Annotated in this window: 15 protein-coding genes; 13 read left to right on the top strand and 2 right to left on the bottom strand. The window is 34.8% G+C overall.

What is annotated here, in order from left to right; genetic code table 11:
- Positions 1 to 13 precede the first annotated feature (13 nt).
- The 12 genes from SJY30_RS07890 to SJY30_RS07945 all read left to right on the top strand — a co-directional run bounded on the left by SJY30_RS07890 (position 14) and on the right by SJY30_RS07945 (position 10,560).
- Positions 14 to 166: a hypothetical protein gene (locus SJY30_RS07890; protein WP_396635009.1), complete on the top strand. Its 153-nt coding sequence runs from the start codon at positions 14 to 16 to the stop codon at positions 164 to 166.
- A 259-nt stretch (positions 167 to 425) separates the two neighbouring features.
- Positions 426 to 1,064 (top strand): ATP-grasp domain-containing protein, encoded by a 639-nt coding sequence (locus tag SJY30_RS07895; RefSeq protein WP_396635315.1) that lies wholly within the window; start codon positions 426 to 428, stop codon positions 1,062 to 1,064.
- Positions 1,065 to 1,154: 90 nt separating this feature from the next.
- Entirely contained in the window at positions 1,155 to 1,916 is a 762-nt protein-coding gene (locus tag SJY30_RS07900; RefSeq protein WP_396635010.1) for a DUF4272 domain-containing protein, read from the top strand.
- 44 nt (positions 1,917 to 1,960) lie between these two features.
- Positions 1,961 to 2,494: a DUF4442 domain-containing protein gene (locus SJY30_RS07905; protein ID WP_396635011.1), complete on the top strand. Its 534-nt coding sequence runs from the start codon at positions 1,961 to 1,963 to the stop codon at positions 2,492 to 2,494.
- Positions 2,495 to 2,798: 304 nt separating this feature from the next.
- Positions 2,799 to 3,218, top strand: coding sequence for a DUF2147 domain-containing protein (locus SJY30_RS07910; RefSeq protein ID WP_396635012.1), 420 nt, complete (start codon positions 2,799 to 2,801; stop codon positions 3,216 to 3,218).
- A gap of 12 nt (positions 3,219 to 3,230) precedes the next feature.
- A complete protein-coding gene (locus tag SJY30_RS07915) occupies positions 3,231 to 4,154 on the top strand; it encodes an NAD-dependent epimerase/dehydratase family protein (RefSeq protein ID WP_396635013.1) in 924 nt (307 codons plus the stop codon).
- A gap of 487 nt (positions 4,155 to 4,641) precedes the next feature.
- Positions 4,642 to 6,603, top strand: coding sequence for an FAD-dependent oxidoreductase (locus SJY30_RS07920; protein ID WP_396635014.1), 1,962 nt, complete (start codon positions 4,642 to 4,644; stop codon positions 6,601 to 6,603).
- 13 nt (positions 6,604 to 6,616) lie between these two features.
- Complete coding sequence (locus SJY30_RS07925; protein WP_396635015.1) at positions 6,617 to 7,714, top strand: hypothetical protein; 1,098 nt, start codon at positions 6,617 to 6,619, stop codon at positions 7,712 to 7,714.
- Positions 7,715 to 7,853: 139 nt separating this feature from the next.
- On the top strand, positions 7,854 to 8,432 hold the full coding sequence (locus SJY30_RS07930) for a Crp/Fnr family transcriptional regulator (protein WP_396635016.1): 579 nt from the start codon (positions 7,854 to 7,856) through the stop codon (positions 8,430 to 8,432).
- A gap of 102 nt (positions 8,433 to 8,534) precedes the next feature.
- Positions 8,535 to 8,978 (top strand): DUF1569 domain-containing protein, encoded by a 444-nt coding sequence (locus SJY30_RS07935; protein ID WP_396635017.1) that lies wholly within the window; start codon positions 8,535 to 8,537, stop codon positions 8,976 to 8,978.
- Positions 8,979 to 8,987: 9 nt separating this feature from the next.
- Complete coding sequence (locus SJY30_RS07940; protein WP_396635018.1) at positions 8,988 to 9,617, top strand: hypothetical protein; 630 nt, start codon at positions 8,988 to 8,990, stop codon at positions 9,615 to 9,617.
- A gap of 91 nt (positions 9,618 to 9,708) precedes the next feature.
- Positions 9,709 to 10,560 (top strand): hypothetical protein, encoded by an 852-nt coding sequence (locus SJY30_RS07945; protein WP_396635019.1) that lies wholly within the window; start codon positions 9,709 to 9,711, stop codon positions 10,558 to 10,560.
- Positions 10,561 to 10,577: 17 nt separating this feature from the next.
- On the opposite strand, the gene SJY30_RS07950 is transcribed toward SJY30_RS07945, so the two are convergent.
- Both SJY30_RS07950 and SJY30_RS07955 read right to left on the bottom strand, forming a co-directional pair.
- Positions 10,578 to 12,803, bottom strand: coding sequence for an FUSC family membrane protein (locus SJY30_RS07950; protein ID WP_396635020.1), 2,226 nt, complete (start codon positions 12,801 to 12,803; stop codon positions 10,578 to 10,580).
- Between the two features lie 133 nt (positions 12,804 to 12,936).
- Positions 12,937 to 14,103 carry a glycosyltransferase gene (locus SJY30_RS07955; protein WP_396635021.1) on the bottom strand — a complete coding sequence of 389 codons (1,167 nt, stop codon included), beginning with the start codon at positions 14,101 to 14,103 and terminating at the stop codon, positions 12,937 to 12,939.
- Between the two features lie 276 nt (positions 14,104 to 14,379).
- Here SJY30_RS07955 and SJY30_RS07960 point away from each other — a divergent pair, with 276 nt between their 5' ends.
- Entirely contained in the window at positions 14,380 to 17,469 is a 3,090-nt protein-coding gene (locus tag SJY30_RS07960) for a hypothetical protein (protein WP_396635022.1), read from the top strand.
- Position 17,470: the final 1 nt, after the last annotated feature.

The following is a 17,470-nucleotide window of genomic DNA, read 5'->3' on the forward strand; positions in this document are numbered from 1 at the left end:
TAAAATAAATATCATGAATAACATAGCGATTTTATATCAGGCAAAACTCCCACCTATTAAAAATGGAATTCAGAAACCAATGAAACCTGGTGGGTATTCAGATAGTGGAGCCGACATAGCTTATGAATTGAAAAAAAAACGGCATTCACATAATTACACCAATTGAAAATCCTGATATTAACATTGATTTAGATTGGGTCTTTCCAGATACAAAAGAAGGGATCGAACATGCCATAAGTAAAGGAGCAGACACATTTTGGTTGAATACCGTTTTATATAAAAAGCATGAAATTGAGCACTTTTTTGACAAAAAACTTCAATTTATAGGGCAATTACCTGAAAAGGTGGACATTTATGATGATAAATATTTTACGAACTAATTATTACGAAAAAATCAAATTCCGGTTCCTAAATCACAATTAATCATCTCAAAAGACCTTAACGAATACAAATTAAGTTTAAGTTTCCCTTTGGTCGTTAAACCCATAAGAGGTCGTGGAAGTCAAGGAGTAACATTGGTAAAAAACCAAAAAGAATTAGACAACAGCCTTAAAAATATATTCTCTGATAAAGAATATGGAGACATCGTTCTTCTAGAGCAATATTTAAACGGTCAAGAAATAACAGTTACCTTAATGCCTTCAGGCACATATGTAATTAAGCAAAACGAAATAAAACACGATACCCCTTGGTGCCTACCTGCAGTAAAAAGATTTAACCACAAAGATGGTATCGCCCCATACAACGGTAATATAGCCGTCATAAATAATAGTTTGGTGTTGAGTGATGATGAACTGAAATCTAAAGAAATTTTAGAAGTGTATAGCCATTGCCAAAAAGCTGGGGAACTGCTACAAATAAATGCACCTATTCGTATAGACTGCCGTGCAGATGAAAATGGAAAGTATTATTTATTCGATTTAAATATGAAACCTAACATGACAGGTCCTTCTAGACCACAAAGACAAAATCAAGATAGTTTAACACTGCTCTCCGCAAGAAAAATAGGCTGGAGTTATTTTGACCTTTTAAAAAACATGATAAGACAATCGTGGACCATCTAAATTCATCATTTTAGTTTAATTGCGCCTAAACCAATACAACAAAGCATATGCAAAAACGTTAAAAAATCAAACTACAATTACAACAGTGCTATGGGCATATTCAAAAAGCTATTCGGTTCAAAAGATAATAAAGAACCAAAAAAGGAAACTCAAAACAAAACTATTTCAAAATCTTATGATGACATTTCTTGGATGACGGATTTAAGAAGAGAAAATCTGGATAATTGTTTCAATGCCGGCTTTAAACCTACCATCTCACTACCAACAGATTTAGGCAGACAATTAAGACCTGTTATAGAAATAGCAAATAGACTACATGCCATAAAAGCATTGGTATTATGGTTAATGGTACCTGAAGAAAATTTACCAAAAGAACACATCTTAAATTTTATTGAAAACAATGATCTTCAAGATTTCATGACCCAAGATGAAAAAGCAATCTTAGATACACCAAGAGATGATGAACAAGCAAGAAACGCTATTGGTTGGAAATTTGAAAATGCGTGGCCGTTAGCTTGGTATTTTGGATACAAAGAACCTGGAATAACCGGGCAAATGATGGCAGGCGACCAAATGCAAGATATTTTAAGTAATCATACATGCAAATTAGATGGCAGTATAGCAGATTGGATAAAAGATAAGGAAATAGTCTCAAAAGACGATTTGATGCAGAAAGAAGACTTGTTCTACTGTTTACATAACGCAGTTAGAAGTGCACAATTAGGTAGTGATACGGTTCCTGCTGGTTTTGACCCTATGGCCAATGGTGGCGTAATCCATGAAAGAAGACTTTCATTAACATATATGGTTTCTAAAGATACCAGTTGGGAAGATACTGATTTAAGTACTTAATCGTACTTTTATCCTAAATTATAATTAGAAAATTACCCACAAATATGTCCCTTTACCAAAAAGTTGAAGCAGTAGCATCTAAAGTATTTAAGAAGAACACCATTTTTAAATATGGTTTTAATCTATCACCCATGTACAAAAGAAGTACTGCCAAGATAATTGAGGTATCAGAAGATTTATTACACGTTAGAATTAAATTACCGCTTTCTTATAAAAACAAAAATTACGTCAATTCCATTTTTGGTGGTAGTCTATTCTCTGCCGTAGATCCCATACCTATGATTCAGCTTTTGAGCATTATGGGCAACGACTATGTTGTTTGGGATAAATCTGCTGAAATATTCTTTAAAAAACCGGCAAAAGAAAATCTATATGCAGACTTTAATTTTTCTGAAGATGAGCTTGCAGAAATTAAAGCTCAGGTAGCCGAAAAGAAAGAAATTGATGTTATTAAAACCACGCAGCTCACCAATAAAGAAAAAACTCAAGTATTTTGTGAGGTTAGAAAAACAATTTACATAGCTAACAAAGCGTATTTTAAAGAGAAGCGTAAGAAAAAACAAGTGGTTAGTGCTTAGTTGTGAGTTGTTGGTTGCTGATTGCTGGTAGTTGGTAGTTGGTAGTTGGTAGTTGGTTAGGTAAGTGAAATATATTTTTTCATAAGAGTTGAACATACTATTTACCAATTATAAACCACTGAAATCGAGTTTAATAAATCTGAAAAAATCGTAAATTTTAAATTGAATTTTTAATGCTATAAATCTGCATTAGCTTTAAGTATACTAAGAAATAGTATCTTTATTTTTTACCCACTATAACTTAAATATTAAAGAACTAAAAGTGGGTAATAAATCAATTAACAATATAACATAGCACAAAAACATGAAAAATTTATTTACGCTTTTATTAATGACAATAAGCTTTATTAGCTACGGACAAACTATTACCGGTCAATGGGAAACCTATGATGATGAGACTAACGAGAAAAAAGCGCTTATTGAAATTTACAAAACAAACGATACGTATTTCGCCAAAATAGTTAATAGCTATAAAAGTGATGCAGACAAAGTTTGCGACAACTGTAAGGGTGCTAAAAAAGGTCAAAAAATAAGAGGTCTAGTTATCATCGAAGATATTAAGAAAGACGGCGACGAATATAATGACGGTACAATTTTAGATCCAGAAAACGGTAAAGAATATAAGTGTTACTTAGAATTGGAAGAACCTAACAAACTGAAAGTAAGAGGTTATTTAGGATTTTCTCTTTTAGGAAGAACCCAATACTGGATCAGAAAGCAATAAATAAATAAATAAATGCAAACCATACTTGGGGCAAACGGTCAAATTGCAATAGAATTAGCAAAAGAGTTAAAGAAAAAGTATACTTCTAACATTAGGCTTGTAAGTCGGGATCCGCAGAAGGTCCATGATACCGATGTGCTTTTTTCCGCTAATTTATTAGACAAGCAAAAAACCGAAGAAGCCGTAAAGGGAAGTGAAATTGCATATTTAACGGTTGGTCTACCCATGAATACCAAAATGTGGGTAGACCAATTTCCAATAATGATGCGTAATGTTATCGATGCCTGTAAAAAGCACCATACCAAATTGGTGTTCTTTGATAACACCTACATGTATGCCCAAAATGAAACTCCATTAACCGAAAAGAGCGAATTTGCACCTGTAGGACCAAAAGGAAAAGTAAGAGCAGAAATTACCACAATGCTTTTAGATGAAATGGCTGCAAATAATTTAGAAGCAGTTATTTGTAGAGCTCCAGAATTTTATGGTCCTGGCAAAACGCAAAGCATCACCAACGCCATCATTTATGACAATATAAAACAAGGCAAAAAATTAAAAGTATTTATTAGCGACGCTACCTTAAGAACACTAATATGGACACCAGATGCCAGTAAAGCAATGGCTCTAATAGGTAATACGCCCAACGCCTTTGATCAAACTTGGCACCTACCCTGCGATGATGACCGATTAACCTATGAACAGCTTATAGCGTTGACCTCAAAGATTTACGGCAAACAGTTTTCATATACCATTGTACCTAAAATTGCTTTTAAAATAGGTGGTGTTTTTAAGTCACAGATGAAAGAGTTGCAAGAATTGTTACCAAGGTACAAGCATAATAACATTTTCGTTTCTACCAAGTTTAAAAAAAGATTTCCAGGGTTTTTGGTTACCACCTATCAAGAAGGCATTGAGCAGATAAAAAATGAGCGATAAAAATCAGCAATGTTTTACTGATTAAAACAAATTACGTTTTAGTTAGGTCTCTTTGTAATTAACTAAACCTTAATTTTTCTTTCCTATCTATAAATAGACCAAACTATTGTAAAAATTTATTGTGAATATTATTCATAATTCATCAGTATACATCACAATTTTTTCTCTTTTATCTTAATAATTATACATAATAATGCGAAAATTCAACTATGATTAAAATTTAACTTCCAATCACTAATTATTTTCTCATAAAAAACTAGACAATCACCAAAACCTATCTTCCCATTCTTTAAAAGGAATTTAAAATTCATATAATTGTTTAGCTCGTACAAAGAAGGCATCTCTTAATTAGTACCGGCTGCGCTTTCCCATAATTATATATTTAATTCTAATGTAAAAAACGGCATATAGCTTTGGCTACAAATATTTAAATATGGACTAGTAATAGAGCGTAAAAGTTTTGATCACTTAAATGACTCGCAGAAATATGAAAAGAAGAAAGTTTTTTAAAAAATCTGTCAAAGGCACATTGGGTGCAAGCATGATACCTTTAAGCGGATTTTCCAACCCGGCAGAAAAAACAAGAACAGACTATAATTCAATAAATACCGAAAAACCATTTGGTAATACAGATCCAAAACAATGGCACCAAATGGGTTCTGGTAAAAAGCCAAGACCAGACAGGCGTAAAACTGTTACATATGACGTTGCCGTAATTGGCGGTGGCGCAGCCGGTATGTGCGCTGCAATATCAGCCGCAAGAAACGGGTCTAAAGTAGTTTTAATTCAAGATCGCCCTGTTTTAGGCGGTAACTCTTCAAGCGAAATACGTGTGCACCTTAATGGTGTAAATCATTTGAGAAATGGATTACCTGAACGCGAAACCGGTATTATAGAAGAAATACTACTGCACAATCGTTTTCATAATCCGCAAGACTCCTATCCCGTTTGGGACCATGTTTTGTATGACTTTATTACCAAAGAAGAGAATCTTGACCTAAAACTCAACACCACGGCAATAACGGCAATACTGTCAGACGACGGTACTATTAAAGCTGCTTATTGCTGGCAGTTGACCACTGAAACCGAATTTACCATAGAAGCGAATATGTTCATTGACTGCTCTGGAGATGGACTATTGGGAGCAACTGCAGGTGCACTATACAGAACCGGTAGAGAAGCCTCATCTGAATTCAACGAGAAATATGCACCCAATGAGGCAGATGGATGGCAAATGGGTTCTACCGTTCTTTTGGGATCAAAAGATATGGGTAAGCCAATGCCTTTTGAACCGCCACATTTTACCATAAAATACGATGCGGAAAAATCTCATAAAGGAAGACAGTTAAAACCTTTTGAATTGGGTTTTTGGTGGGTTGAATTAGGAAGTGATGAAGATATTATAGGTGAATTTGAAGACAATAAGCATAAACTATTAGGGTATGCCTATGGCGTTTGGGATTACATGAAAAACTCAGGAAAATTCCCAGAGACCGAAAACTATGCCCTTGATTGGGTATCATCATTACCAGGTAAAAGAGAAAGCCGCAGATTTATTGGTGACTATATTCTTAGCGAGCCAGATTTAATAGGAAACAAGCAGTTTAATGATGCCGTAGCCTTTGGCGGATGGTCTTTAGATGAACATAACCCTGGCGGTATTGAGAATTTAAGCGAACCGCCTAGTTATTTTCATGAAGATTTTGAAGAACCCTATCAAATTCCGTTTCGCTCGTTGTACTCTAAAAATGTACCAAACCTGCTATTTGCCGGAAGAAATATAAGTCAGACACATATTGCATTATCCTCTTCTCGCATAATGGCTACCTGTGCTTTAGAAGGGCAAGCAGTTGGTACTGCGGCAGCCTTGTGCGTGAAAAAGAAAATATTACCACGTACTTTAGGTGAAAACCATATAAACGATTTACAAGAACAATTAATTAGGGACGATGCCTTTATACCCAACAGACCTGCAAATGACAACACAAATCTGCTCAAAAGCGCTGCGTTGATTTTTGGCTCTAGTACATCTTCTGGCGATGCTAAATTATTGAAAGACGGTTGGTCTAGAGATTACCACGATAAAAAACATCATTGGCAGTCTGACGGATTACCGGCACACGTTCAAGTAGAATGGGAAGACCGTGTTAGCATTTCTAAACTTGAAATAAAATGCGATACCAACGTAAAAAAGAACTTAATGCTACGTAGAGACAGTTTAGAGAATGACATATACACTACCAAAATTCCAAAAGAGATGCTACAATCGTTAGATATTGAAGCTCGTATAAACGGTAAGTGGGTCAACATAGAAACCATCGACAAAAACAAAACTAGATTGATCAAGTTCAATTTTGACACGATTGAAACTACGGCCATTCGTATAAATTTGAAAAGCACGTATGGGGCAGAACACGCAAAGTTATTTGAAGTAAGATGTTATAGTTAACTTAGCATTACAGATGAAAAATTTACTTCATTTCATTACTTCTACTTGCCTTTGCCTATGGGTTGGTTTTAATTCTACAGATGAAATAAAACATTCTTTACAAATTATACATAAAGGTATCAGCTTAACCAAGCCTGTTGTTTGCACCTTGGTAGAAGTAACAAATGATAGTGCCTTGCCCCATGAATTCTATATGGATGTAGAATCTGTTGTATGCGGAGACAATCAATGTAAAATAGATGTGGTTCGCATATATTGGGATGAATTAGGGCGTTTTAATAAGCTGGTATTACCAAAAGATGTGCATTTAGAAAAAGCCGAAGGTATAAGCTTTACCGATACCGATTATAAAAAACTAAATGACATATTAAAAAATGAAGATTCTCCACTACAAGATGTTTTTAAAGATGAAATTGTAGGTACCGTTGGTGGTGAAGGGGTTGACGCTATGTCTGGAGAAACCATTTTATTGGAAAAATCGGCATATGTAAAAGGTGCCGTGTGGACGTGCTACTCTCTCTGGCATTGGGTTCATGGCGATATAAAACAACACATAAAAGATATCACAGGAAAATCGTATTCAAAACAAGATTTACGGTTATTATTGAAACAAAAGGATTATCAAGCATTTGCCATCGAGCAATTGACAAAGAAAGAAGATTATTCAAAACAAACGGTCCGTGCTATCTTAAATGCAATAGAAACAAACCCTTCGCTATTGAAATCAAGTTTGCCTTACTGGGAAAATGCACCTAAAAGCAAATACGTTTTTGGTTCAGAAGAGTTATTATCCATGCTAAAGCCAACGAACCGTATGCTATTCTTAACTTCTATTCTGCAAACACAGCAAGAACTGAGTCCTGATTTTTTTAATCAACTCACCCCTTTAATTTCTGAGTTTACCTACCAAGAAATTGATATTTTCCTGAACATTTTAAAGGAAAAGCAAATGATAACGAATAATATAATCCAAAGCATTATACCGTTACTTAAAGCAGAGAATTTTATCAAAAGCCGTAGGGCATATTATTTTTTAGAAGGTATGGACTTATCCAAAGAGAATGAAAGAAAAACCTCTGATTTTTTCGAGAAATGGAAAGATAGACTCTAATAAAGAGGTGGTAAAAGTCTTTAAAAACAATATTGAAATTTTACATTTTAATAAATAGTTTAAGTGTTAATTTTTAGTAGTTTAGAACCGAATTTTTAAAATAAAATTCAGCAGAAACTACAGCTAATAAAAATTTAAAATGCAAGACCAACATTTTCTAAAGCATATATTCTCCCCTACTACTTTTTCAGAAAGCGAACTGAAAATCATTATTCCAAAATTCAAAAAAGTAAGTTTTAGTAAAAACGACTTTCTCTTAAAAGAAGGTAAAACCGAAAACCACTATTGGTTTATAGAAAGCGGTTTTGCGCGTTCGTTTGTTAATGACACCAAAGGCAACGATATTACTACAGATTTTTATGGGCAAGGCGAAATCGCAATAGATTGGTCTTCCTTTTTTCTTCGCAACCCTACGAGAGAAAATATTCAAGCCTTGACCGACGTTGTTTGCTGGCAATTAGACTTTGATACCTTTCAACAACTATTTCATAGCATTGAACCTTTTAGGGAGCAAGGACGTAAAAAATTGGTAGGTAGTTATTTTGCACTTAAGAATCAGCGTGTATCATTTATAGCAGATGAAGCAAAAGAACGCTATCTACGATTACTACAAGAGAAACCACACGTTATTAAAAACGTTTCGCTACAGCATATTGCCACATATTTAGGCATTACAAAGTATTCGTTAAGTCGTATTCGCAAAGAAATAGCATCGTAAAGTCCGTTTTTGCCATAGGGCAATTTTTTAGTGAAAAGTGGCATATATATTTGTCTTTATAACAACAGCTGTTCAAAAAGACAAAAAATATAAAACCACTTTATGAAAACAATATTCGACAAGAACACTAATAGCGAACTGATTAAAAGAATTCAGAACCTAAAGGAATCTGACAGTGCAAAATGGGGTAAGATGAACGCATATCAAATGCTAAAACATTGCACGTTAGGCGAAGAAATGTTTCAAGGTAAAAAGCAATATAAAAGACTCTTCATTGGCAAATTATTTGGCAAAATGGCATTAAAGGGAATTATAAAAAATGAACACCCAATGAAGAAAAACCAACCTACGCATCCTGAATTAAAAATATCTGGGTCAGGAGATTTCGATATTGAAAAGAAAAAGTGGATCAGTTTACTAAACGATTATAACGGTTACTCAAACACAAACTTCATTCATCCGTTTTTTGGAAAAATGACCAACGACGAAATTGGCATATTTGTTTATAAACATACCGATCATCACTTACAGCAATTTGGTAGATAATAAGATATTATGCTAGAAGCCGTATTTTTATTTATTACACTACTGACCTTATTCTTGTTTTTTAATGGAATAGGAAAAAACCTAAAAATGGTATCTGTTCTCATTGTTTGGCAGGTAGTCATAGGACTTCTGTCTTACTTTGAAGTGTTTAAAGAAAAGCCCTTATTATTCCCATTGGCTATTATCGCTACTATTCTATTATCTGTTGTGTATTTTAGGATGATTGCCGTCATCAAATTGAACAGATTTTTTTTGATAGGAATTCACATTATAAGAATCCCTGTAGAATTATGTCTTTATGCACTTTACATAGAAAGTATGATTCCTGAAATTATGACATTCTCAGGTTGGAATTTTGATGTATTCATCGGGATGTCCGCAGGTATTATTTTAATATATGAACTGGTAAAAAACAAAGTGATGGCACGAACATCTTTCATAGTTTGGAATTACATTGGGCTGCTATTTTTATCTTTTATTGTAACTATAGCCATATTGTCTTCCCCTTTACCAATTCAGCAATTTGCATTTGAGCAACCAAATGTGGCTCTTTTTCAGTATCCATATTGTTTTTTACCGACATGTATAGTACCCATCGTTTTTATGTCTCATTTCTTGCTTATTAGACACCTTAAGTAATTCTAAAATACTAGTAATCAGTATTCCTGTTTTAACTTAATCTTTTCATTTTTTAAATAAAGGCGTAGTATTTTTAGCACAAACACAACCATTGCCAAAACATTTACTATTCATACTTATAGCAGTACTAGCCTCCTTTTTGGGGTTTGGCCAAGACAATACTACCTTATTAAAAGGCAAGGTTTCAAGTTCTAAAAATGATGTCTCTAACGTATTAATCGTAAATCTCAATTCTAACAAATCTACCATAACAGATTCCCTAGGTATATTTTCTATCGAGGTAAAGTTAAAAGACTCGGTACGTATTACTGCCGTGCAATACCTACCAAAAGAAATAGTAATTAGTGAATCTCATATGAATAGTAGTTTAATTACTATTCAACTAATTGATAATATAATTGATTTAAAAGAAGTTATAGTAACCCCATATAATTTAACCGGAGATATTGACAGAGATATAGATAGGCTGCATATAGAACCTACAGTAACATCATATTCCTTAGGGCTACAAAATGCAGATGTCACCAAAATGACCCAAAGTGAAAGGCTGTTACAAGAAGCTGATAGAGGAAAATATGTAAGTCTCCAAATAATGGATGAGTACGGTAAGCTAAATGAAATTTTGAGTTATGTTGGGTTGAGTGTTAAGGTAAACACCCATAAAATCATGAACAAAGTTTCTGGCAGAACCAAATCATTAGAAGAAATGGTGGAGCGCGATGAAAACATGAATTTAGAAAAAGAAATTATTTATAAATTTTCAAAACGAACAATAGCAGAACATTTTAATATACCAGAATCAAACGTAAACGGCTTTCTCACCTATTGCCTTTCTCAACCCGATTTCAATGAACTATCCGATTCAGGTAATATGGCAGAAATATGGACTTACCTAGAAACTAAAAGTGTTGATTTTAAGAAGAACGATTTTTCCGAAGAATAGTATAATCTAAATTCTTATCACAAACTTGAAGTCAACTTCATCATAGTAGAACTTAGGGAATATAACCAACGTAACTGTTCCCAAATTAGCTGTTCTTCTTGATGATTTCGTTTTATAATACTATTATCTTCGTCATTCAAATTCACATTTTCAGAATCGAACTTAGGCAATTGTTTTTCAAATGAAACTACCTCTTCAAAATTAGGCTCATTACCACTGTCAATACTATTGGAAAGTGATTGTAGCACCAAACCAAGATTTTCATCTATTTTAGAAACAATACCACTAAATCGTTCTGATGCTTCTGTTGTGGTATGGTGTTGAATATAAATACTTAATGATGCCAACGAGGATAAAAAGTTATGGTTCAGCTCAACCAACTCATAAATTTTATTCAAGTTCTTCTGCTTAGAGTGTGGTTCTTGAGTCATGCGCTGAAATGCCGAACTTAAATTTGAAGTTTGTAAAAAGGCACTTTTACGTGCCAGTCTATAGCTTGTAGGTACGGTGCCCTTGTTTACATAATAATCTGAAATTTTAGATAAATACATTCTGTTCGCTTCAACACTCTTTGTAATATCTTTTTGTATTTCTTGAAAACTCCAGCTAGGCCATAAAAAAAGAAAACCCAAATACGATAAACCTGCACCTAAAAGGGTATCGATAATTCGGTATTGTATTACCGTCATTACATCGGGCTGCAAAATTCCATAAATAAATACAATACTTAGCGTTACGTATATGGCAGATGCCTTATAATTTTTTTGAAGCATGGATAATGCGATGACAAATGAAATCAATGCCAAAGTAGCGTACACATATACATCTTGTACCAAATAAACAATGACCGTAGCTATGACACCACCAATTAAAGTACCAATAGTTCGGTCTTTAGAGCGCGTTTTGGTAAGGCCATAGTTTGGTCTCATGATTAATATAATGGTCAACAAGATCCAATATGTATTTTGGAAAGCGAATACATTACCCAGTACAAAACCGATCATTAAAGTAATCGCCATACGCAATGAATGTCTAAAAATAGTAGACCTAAAACTGAGGTTTCGCAATAATATCCGTGGACTGTAATCTTGAGAAATCAAGAAACGTTTTAAAATCTCTTTATCTATAAATTCTTCTGAAGCAACGTCATGATCACTGAGCAACCACTTTATGCGCTTAAGTGTATCAAATTGCTTTTCTTGATATTCCAACAAGTTTTGGAACATAATAAAAGCTTCATAAGCCTTGGCATCCTTTATCTTACCAAGTTCTTCTATTTTAATCCGTATTTTTTCAAAGCGGGTATTTAGCTCAACATGACTAGGTATTTTGTTAGGCTTGTTACCAATTTCACCAATTGTTCGTAATTGCTTTGCCATTTCGTAAATAAGGCTTTGAAACAACTTAATAAACTCTGGATACATTTGAAACTGCTTATCCATCTTGGCATAATTAACCGGATTGGCGCCAGCAGTCTCTAGCATTTCTATAAGCTGCACTAAAACTAGCACTCGCTTACCATTATACACTGATATACCCGAATTTTTACGGGAAAGAATAAGAATTTCACGAAGAGTTTCATGTTGCTCAGTAAGTTGGCTCTGTATTAAGAATAAACCTTTGAGCAATTTTTTTCTATTAGAATTCTCATCGATAAGTTTTCCCCTTTTTTTTAATAATTTACCGGTATGCCCAATAGTTTCATATAAAATCTCTTCTGTCTGTCCTTTTGGGTTTATCTTAAACCAAACTAGAGATACTGCCAAATACCATAGCCCGCCAAGACCAACCAATAAAGAATACTCATAAATTTTTAGCTCACCAGGCGTATGGGCAAAACTTAATATCAATGCCAATAAACCAGAAAAACTAATGAGCGAAGCCCTAAAGCCATAAGCCGAAATCAAAGAAATAGCAAAACTGGTTACACCTAATATCACTAAAGAAAGTAAAGGAGAATAATGAACATAACCGCCAATAAAGCTTACTACCATAACCAAGGCCGCAGAAAATAGAATACCGTATACCTTATGTTTAAGGCTACCATTAACATCACTTGGGTTACACCAAAAGGCACCAAAACAAATAGCAACGCCTATTTCTGCATAACCTGTAGATAAACCTATACCCAATGGTGTTACCACGGCAAGTACCGTCAAAACCGATTTTGAAAAACTGGTGCTACCAAGAAACTGTAGCAGTTCGTTAAAAGTAGTTGTAGTATAATTTTGAATGTTGCCCAATACCTTTAAAATATAACACAAAGATACACTTTGGTAATAAGAGACATTGACTACATAAAAACAAAAAGTGCTGAGATGATTATATCTCAACACTTTCAAAACTAAACCTATGATCCCAAAATTTTAAACAATATTATCTATAGTGAACTGCAATTTGAGCAAGCTGACCTACAATTTTCAAAGAATCTCTCATTGATAATTTAGACCCATCGGCATGAATCCATCTTTTTAAAGGTTGTTCACAAATCATCTTTTTTACGGCTTTTTTGCCATAGTGTTTTTTCATTCTCATAAATAGCTCAACATCGAACAACCATTTGGTAACAAATTTTTTATTGAACATATTAGAGGCTATCTCCCTATCCATTACTTTAGCACCACATTGGGTATCTTTAAATGGCATACCCAAAATAGTTTGAATGATCAGGTTAATGGTAGAGCTGATAATTTTTCGAGCAGACTCTTTTGTAATATTAGCGCCCATTCTAGCTATTCGAGAACCGCTTACTATTTTAAAATCTGAACTTTCAATGGTTTTTACCAAATCATCGAAATCTCTAAAATCAGTAGAAAGGTCGGCATCTAAAAAGCCTATGTAATCTAATTGTTGATCTTTTACCAAATGAAGGATACCCTGCCGTACGGCTTCTGCCTTACCCCCATTTTGTTTACAGTTATAAATACTAATATTAGCAGGGTTCTCTTTTTTTAATTTATTAAGAACCGCCAGCGTATTATCGGTACTACCATCGTTAACAAAACATAAATGATAGCCTAGGTTTTTATGTGCAAAATCTTTAAAAGCTTCACTTGAGAGTCTTTCTTCTTCATTATAACAAGGTATGACTACACCTACACAATTCTTCTGTAGAATACGAGTATCTGTCTTTATTTCGCTTTTAACGCCACTGGTTTTAGGAGCACCTATTATTCTTTTGATCCTAGCGGCCATTTCATCTAAACTCACAGGTTTCTTTAAGTAATCATTGACACCTAAATCAAAATTCTGCATAATCACATGCTCATCAGTATTACCTGACATCACCAGAATAGGCGTATCGTTTCTCATGAACAATCGTATATATTTGACCACTTCTGTACCGGTACACGAAACCAAATCTGTACCAGACATTTCTGGCATGTTCATATCCAACAACACCAAATCTGGTTGAAAAGAATTGAATAACTGTATACCTATCTCTATAGAAGTTGCAGTTTCAACCACATAGCCCAATTCCGTCAATCGTTTTTCAACGGAAAGGAGAATAAGCTTTTGGTCGTCTATGGCTAAAATTTTCATACGTTCGGTTATGGTTAGTGATAGTTTACATTGCCAAATTTAGGTGCCAAACATTTTTATTTTGGTCAAAAGAAGATGGTTGACCGTTTAGTGTAGGCCAATGGTTTAAATCAATCGTTCACAAATTTGACAATCAATAGATTTTAAGTTATTAAATTAGCAGATTAAAATATTGTAAGTAATCTATTGTTAAAACAAAAACAAAACTATTTTTATTGTAAAAATCTTCTTATATATTTTAAGTACCTTTATGTAGAATTAGTTCTAATATAACTTTTGAAAAAAAAAACCAATACCCTTTTAATACTGGCTTTGATCGTAGGGCTAGCGTTTCATGGTTCTGCCATTTTCTTTACGTTAGAGTATACCTACGATGCCTTGATCCATTTATTTTTTGCCGACCATTATGCCAGCAGCTGGTTCGACCCTTGGGAATATAGATGGTATACGGGCTTTACGGTACAGTCGTACCCTCCACTGGTTCACCAGCTTATAGGTATACTTTCCTATATTGGTGGGCTTAAGTTTGGCATGTACACCGTTGCGTTAATAGCCATTGTGCTGTTCATAACAGGCGCCTATAGGTATACCCTACTCATGACAGGCAGCCGACGTATTGCAGGTTACGGGGCGGTTATGGCGGTATTTTCATCAACATTTGTTGAAACACTGCACATTTTCGGCCAGCTGCCCAGTGTATCGGCATTATCCATTCTGTTACACTCCATGACAGAAATTTACCTTTGGATAAAAACGGGCAAGACACGGTATTTTATAACATCTGCAACCATGCTAGCGGTAACGGTAACATCTCATCATGTAACTCCGCTGTTCGGTATGGTTTTCTTTATAGCCCCGTTAATGGGCATGGCCGTTATGGATGCCGCCAGAGAAAAGGTTGAATCTTATAAAGCACTTACCTTCAAAGTATTTTGGGGTACTACGCTACAGCATTTTTGGCGTATAGCCAAGTTTGGTGGTACTGCAATATTTTTACTGGTTTTCTGCATATTCCCATACTGGTACAACTCTAAGAGAAACCCAATTACCCAAGTGGCCATACCACATGGTTCTCGAGATAATTTCTTAGAGATTACCTCATCGGGCCTTGTGTTTTTCCTGATTCCTTGGGGTGTATTTCTTTTTATACTACCCTACTTCTTTTACAGATATTTCAGTAAAAGGTATGTTTTCTTCGGATTATCGTTTACGCTATTGACCATATTAGGTACAGGTGGTACCACCCCTATACCACGCTTAATGTTGGGTGAAATGGCTTTTAACATTTTAACTTTGGATAGGTTTACCTTATGGGCTACCATTATGGCGCTCCCTATATTCGCCGAGTTCGCCTACCGGATGGTAGAAGGTGATCTTAAAACATTGATACAAGATAAATTCGGAGGGGTTTACCATAGGGTATTGGGCGGACTTATAGCCGGCGGTATGTTATTTATGGTGCTTTTTACAATGACATTGGGGTATTTTAGGCCATCGCAACCCGCTAAGATCAAAATGCTGCCCATTGTTAACTTTCTTGGGGCAGATTCCCATGACTCTTGGCGCTATTTACCTTTAGGTTTTGGCGACCAAATGGCATGGCTCTCTGCACAGACAAGAGCAATGACCGTTGATGGTAATTACCACTCTGCACGCAGATTGCCAGAATTAACTACCAGAGCTATAGAGCGCATAGAAAACTCCAAATTTAGAGGCGTAGAAGGTATTGGATCCTTGCAGCAATTTTTGACCGTACCCGAGAAATACAATCTCAAATATATTTTCTCGAACGATAAATTCTATGACCCCATTCTCTATTACTGTGGTTGGCAACGGCTGCAGCAATTAGAAAACGGCATTATGGTTTGGGAAAAGCTCAATGTGGCACCTATACCCCAAATTATGCCAAAGCAAGATGTACCTACTATAATGAAAATCATGTGGGGCATTATACCTATATCTACAGTACTCATAGCAATAATGGTAAATATTCAAATGATATGGATCAGACTTTTAAAGTCTAGAAAAGTACCGGTCCATTCTTTTATGAAGTTAGAATTGCCATACAATAAATTTCCCTCCAAATTATTGACCTTCTCCCATTGGTGGGCGTTGTTAGTGCTAATCTGTATGGGCTACGGAATGTATCTTTTTTATGTAAAGAACGTAACACAAATTTCGCCCAACAACGTTGTAGAGGCTTATTACGATGCGCTAGATTTCAAAGAATTCTCAAGAGCACATTCATACATTGATCCAGAAGATGATATTGATATTGCCCAATATATGCTAGAGGTCTCTGTAACCGATGGTATTTTGAGCTCATACGCCAAACTAGACTCTTTAGGCGTAGAAATCTATGACAAGACAGAAAATAGCGCAAAAGCCAAAGTAGCTACACGCTGGATAACCCCTTTGGAAAATGTATTCAATAATGAATTTTATGAGCTAGTAAAACGAAAAAACAAATGGTACCTAAAATCGTTGAAATTTGATAACGACATACCGCCAGATCAATTATTTACCGCTAATGGCACTACGTATTATAACCATGGTAGAAGAAAGATCACAACTCAAGAAACCTATCATGAAGATGTATTAAAACAACCTGTACTAGAAATTTTATCTGCCAAATTGGTGAAATACAAGGGTCAATATAGCATTATAGGCGAGTTACAAAATGTGGACAACACACCGGCGGATATTGTAATTAAAGCCACCCTTTACAACGACGACAACAAAGAATTGGCGAATTACAATGCAAAGCATCAAATAAAACATAAGTTAATGCCGAAAGAAACAACGACTTTTAAAATTAACTTTGAAGGTATTGCATGGTCATCGACAAAAGACACCTTACCACCAACATTCGACCCAGACCAATTTACACCGGTCAGTTTTGAACAGCAACCCACTAAGTTCAACCTACAATCTGCAGGTAATACCGCTAATACAGATTTATATAAACATGTGGCCCTACAGGATCTAGAATATACAGAACAAGGTTTTAACGGAGTCTTGTTTAACTCTGGAGTACAAGAAGTGACCATTCCGCAATTGATCATTTCTTATTACGATGAAAATAAAGAACTTATTTGGGTGGATCATAAATTTGTTGCGGAAGGTGTAAGAATTCAGCGAAAGCAATTTTTCAATTACAAACCATTGGAATTAGATAGTCTAGAGGTAATAAATAGCAGTCTAGAAAACTGCTTTGTCAACGGTTCACCTAACAAAGCTATTGCAGATAAGCTTTTTCCCAATAGAAAATTAGAACACGGTATACAACAGACACAGCCTTTTAAAGGAAAAGGGTTTGAACATATAAAATTTGAGATCAACAGTTATATCGGTAATCCTAAATAGT

Origin of the sequence: Maribacter sp. R86514 (genome assembly GCF_044597005.1) — a bacterium.
Classification (GTDB): domain Bacteria; phylum Bacteroidota; class Bacteroidia; order Flavobacteriales; family Flavobacteriaceae; genus Maribacter.

Excerpts from the sequence above, each read along its gene's own strand:
- SJY30_RS07890 (WP_396635009.1), top strand. The coding sequence starts at position 14 with ATGAATAACATAGCGATTTTATATCAGGCAAAACTCCCACCTATTAAA.
- SJY30_RS07900 (WP_396635010.1), top strand. The coding sequence starts at position 1,155 with ATGGGCATATTCAAAAAGCTATTCGGTTCAAAAGATAATAAAGAACCA.
- SJY30_RS07905 (WP_396635011.1), top strand. The coding sequence starts at position 1,961 with ATGTCCCTTTACCAAAAAGTTGAAGCAGTAGCATCTAAAGTATTTAAG.
- SJY30_RS07910 (WP_396635012.1), top strand. The coding sequence starts at position 2,799 with ATGAAAAATTTATTTACGCTTTTATTAATGACAATAAGCTTTATTAGC.
- SJY30_RS07915 (WP_396635013.1), top strand. The coding sequence starts at position 3,231 with ATGCAAACCATACTTGGGGCAAACGGTCAAATTGCAATAGAATTAGCA.
- SJY30_RS07920 (WP_396635014.1), top strand. The coding sequence starts at position 4,642 with ATGAAAAGAAGAAAGTTTTTTAAAAAATCTGTCAAAGGCACATTGGGT.
- SJY30_RS07925 (WP_396635015.1), top strand. The coding sequence starts at position 6,617 with ATGAAAAATTTACTTCATTTCATTACTTCTACTTGCCTTTGCCTATGG.
- SJY30_RS07930 (WP_396635016.1), top strand. The coding sequence starts at position 7,854 with ATGCAAGACCAACATTTTCTAAAGCATATATTCTCCCCTACTACTTTT.
- SJY30_RS07935 (WP_396635017.1), top strand. The coding sequence starts at position 8,535 with ATGAAAACAATATTCGACAAGAACACTAATAGCGAACTGATTAAAAGA.
- SJY30_RS07940 (WP_396635018.1), top strand. The coding sequence starts at position 8,988 with ATGCTAGAAGCCGTATTTTTATTTATTACACTACTGACCTTATTCTTG.
- SJY30_RS07955 (WP_396635021.1), bottom strand. The coding sequence starts at position 14,103 with ATGAAAATTTTAGCCATAGACGACCAAAAGCTTATTCTCCTTTCCGTT.